Source organism: Kitasatospora sp. MAA19 (genome assembly GCF_029894125.1).
Lineage (GTDB): Bacteria > Actinomycetota > Actinomycetes > Streptomycetales > Streptomycetaceae > Kitasatospora.
In genome coordinates, this window is record NZ_JARXYZ010000083.1 from 1 (window position 1) to 2,320 (window position 2,320).

Genomic DNA, 2,320 nt, shown 5'->3' on the forward strand with positions numbered 1-2,320 from the left:
AGAGGGTTGCGGTGACGGTACCGGGCCGGGTGCGGAACCGGTGGTGGCTGTCATTCCCCAGGCAATGGCGTGGGGGCGGACAGCCCGGTCGGCCTACGAGGCGATCCCTGGGTGTTCGTGGCCGGTAGGGCTGTGGGGTCGGGTGTCGGCCGGGTGGTGACGGAGGTCGGGGCGCCGTTACTGACTTCGGCGTTTCAGGGTGGTAGGTCGAGGGAGAGGCCGGTTCCGGCGAGGAAGCCGTCGAGGACGTCGGGGCGGTACTGGAGACGTTTGAGTCGGTTGCGGACGAGGGTTGCGAGTCGGTCGAGGGCGACGGTGGCGAGGTTCGCGAGGCTGTGCTTGACGTGAGCCCACAGGTACTCGACCGCGTTCAGCTCGGGTGCGTATGCGGGCAGCACGAACACCGTCAGCCAGCCCCGCGCGTCGATGAGGTCGCGCATGGCATGGGAGACGTGGGTGTTGAGCCGGTCCCACACCAGCACGATCGGTGCCCTGACCAGCTGGTGGATTCCGTCGATCAGGCCGATGTAGTCGCGCTCGGACAGGCTGCGGCGTTCGCCCTTGCGTCCGGTGTGGCGCCGCAGCCGGTGGCACAGCCGGGTGCGCGAGCCCGGGCGCATCGCGAGCAGTCCGGCGACCGAGACCCGTCCGGAGCGGCGGCCGCTCACCTTCACGACCGGGGTGATGCCGCGGCGTCCCCATGTGCGTCCTTTGGGCGGCCTGCGGGTGAAGCCTGCTTCGTCGCTGAGTAGGCCCGGGGCGCGGTGCCGGGATTGCTCCCGGCCCGTTTCCCCGGACCTCTCGCCGAACCCGCCGTGCGCCTCTCGACGCAACGGGCTCTCCACGGTCTCTATCGTCAGGCGGTCTCGGGGACCCAGGGGTTGGGGATCTTGCTGCCTCGGTAGCGATACCGGGTGACCGGGATCGCACTGATCTTCCGCAGCTCTGTCCCGCCCGCCGAGATCGGCAGCCACCTCCCCGTGGGGGTGGTGAACCGTCGGCGGAAGTCCCGCCAGTTCCAGCGGTGCCGCACGCTCAGAAGGCGGACCAGTCGCCACCAGACGAGGTCGTCCACCTTTCTGAAGACGTGTTTCGCGACAGCGTGCCGGAAGTAGTGGGCCCAACCCTGTGTGGCTCTGTTCAGGTTGATCAACACCACGGCCAGGTCCTGCTGCGACGTTCTGTGGGTCAGGGAACGGATCTTCGCCTTTACGGTCCGCAGGGGCCGTTCGGCGATGAAGGTGTAGACGTACCACTTGTCCGTTCCCCTCTTGCGGCGCCACTGGATGCGGAACCCCAAGAAGTCGAACCCCTCACTCAGGTGCACGACCTGGGTCTTGGCCGGCGACAGCCGCAGCCCCATCGGTGCGAGCACCTGGGCGATCTCCTCGCGTAATGCCTCGGTGTCCTGCCTGGTCCCGTCGACCAGGACGACGAAGTCGTCCGCGTAGCGCACCAGCCGCCACGACGGCAGGCCCCGAGCCCGGCGCCGCCAGCGCCGAGAGTTGGTGGACAGCTCGCCGCCGCTCTCCCACGCCCGGTGCAGGTGCTCGTCGAGCACCGACAGGGCGATGTTGGCCAGCAGCGGGGAAAGGATGCCCCCTTGCGGCGTCCCTGTCATGGTGTCCTGAAACTCACCGAGCTCGTTCAGCAGCCCGGCTTTCAGGAACGCCTTGACCAGCGCCAGCACCCGCTTGTCCTTGACCCGCCTTCGGACCCGGTCCATCAACGCTGCGTGGTCGATCTCGTCGAAGCACGCGGCGATGTCCGCGTCCAGCACCCACCGGTAACCGCAGGTGCCGTAGAAGTGGATCTCGGCAATCGCGTCCTGGGCCCGCCGCTTGGGCCGGAACCCATACGAGACCGGCTTGAGGTCGGTCTCGAAGATCGGTTCCAGCACCAGCTTCAACGCGGCCTGGACCACCCGGTCGGCGATCGTGGGAATCCCCAGCCGCCGAACCTTCCCCGACCCACCCGGCTTGGGGATCTTCTTCTCCCGCACCGGAAGTGGCCGAAACGCACCCGTCTTGAGACGGGATCGCAGGTCGTCCAGGAACCCGGGGACACCGAGCGCCTCCTCGACGTCGGCGGCGGTCAGGCCGTCCACGCCAGGAGTACCGGCTCCTCGGTTGCCCGCGACCCGGTCGAACGCCGCGATCAGCGTCGCCGGGTCGTGCACGAGGTTGTGAGGTCGGCCCGGGACGCCCTGCTGGTGTTGCCACCAGTGAGGATTTTCCAACCTGAGGTTGCAGGTCACGGGGCTAGCGTGGGGCGAGGGTGGGGTGCTCGTGCCGGTCAGCGGCGTGATCGCTAGCAGGTG

General features: G+C 68.4%; 2 protein-coding genes. Both read right to left on the reverse strand.

Going from position 1 to position 2,320, the window contains the following annotated elements:
- Positions 1–194 precede the first annotated feature (194 nt).
- Positions 195–974 carry a transposase gene (locus tag P3T27_RS40835; protein ID WP_348534215.1) on the reverse strand — a complete coding sequence of 260 codons (780 nt, stop codon included), beginning with the start codon at positions 972–974 and terminating at the stop codon, positions 195–197.
- Positions 857–2,257, reverse strand: coding sequence for a group II intron reverse transcriptase/maturase (ltrA, locus tag P3T27_RS40840; protein WP_280686446.1), 1,401 nt, complete (start codon positions 2,255–2,257; stop codon positions 857–859). The genes P3T27_RS40835 and ltrA overlap by 118 nt, the downstream gene beginning before the upstream one ends.
- Between the last annotated feature and the right edge of the window lie 63 nt (positions 2,258–2,320).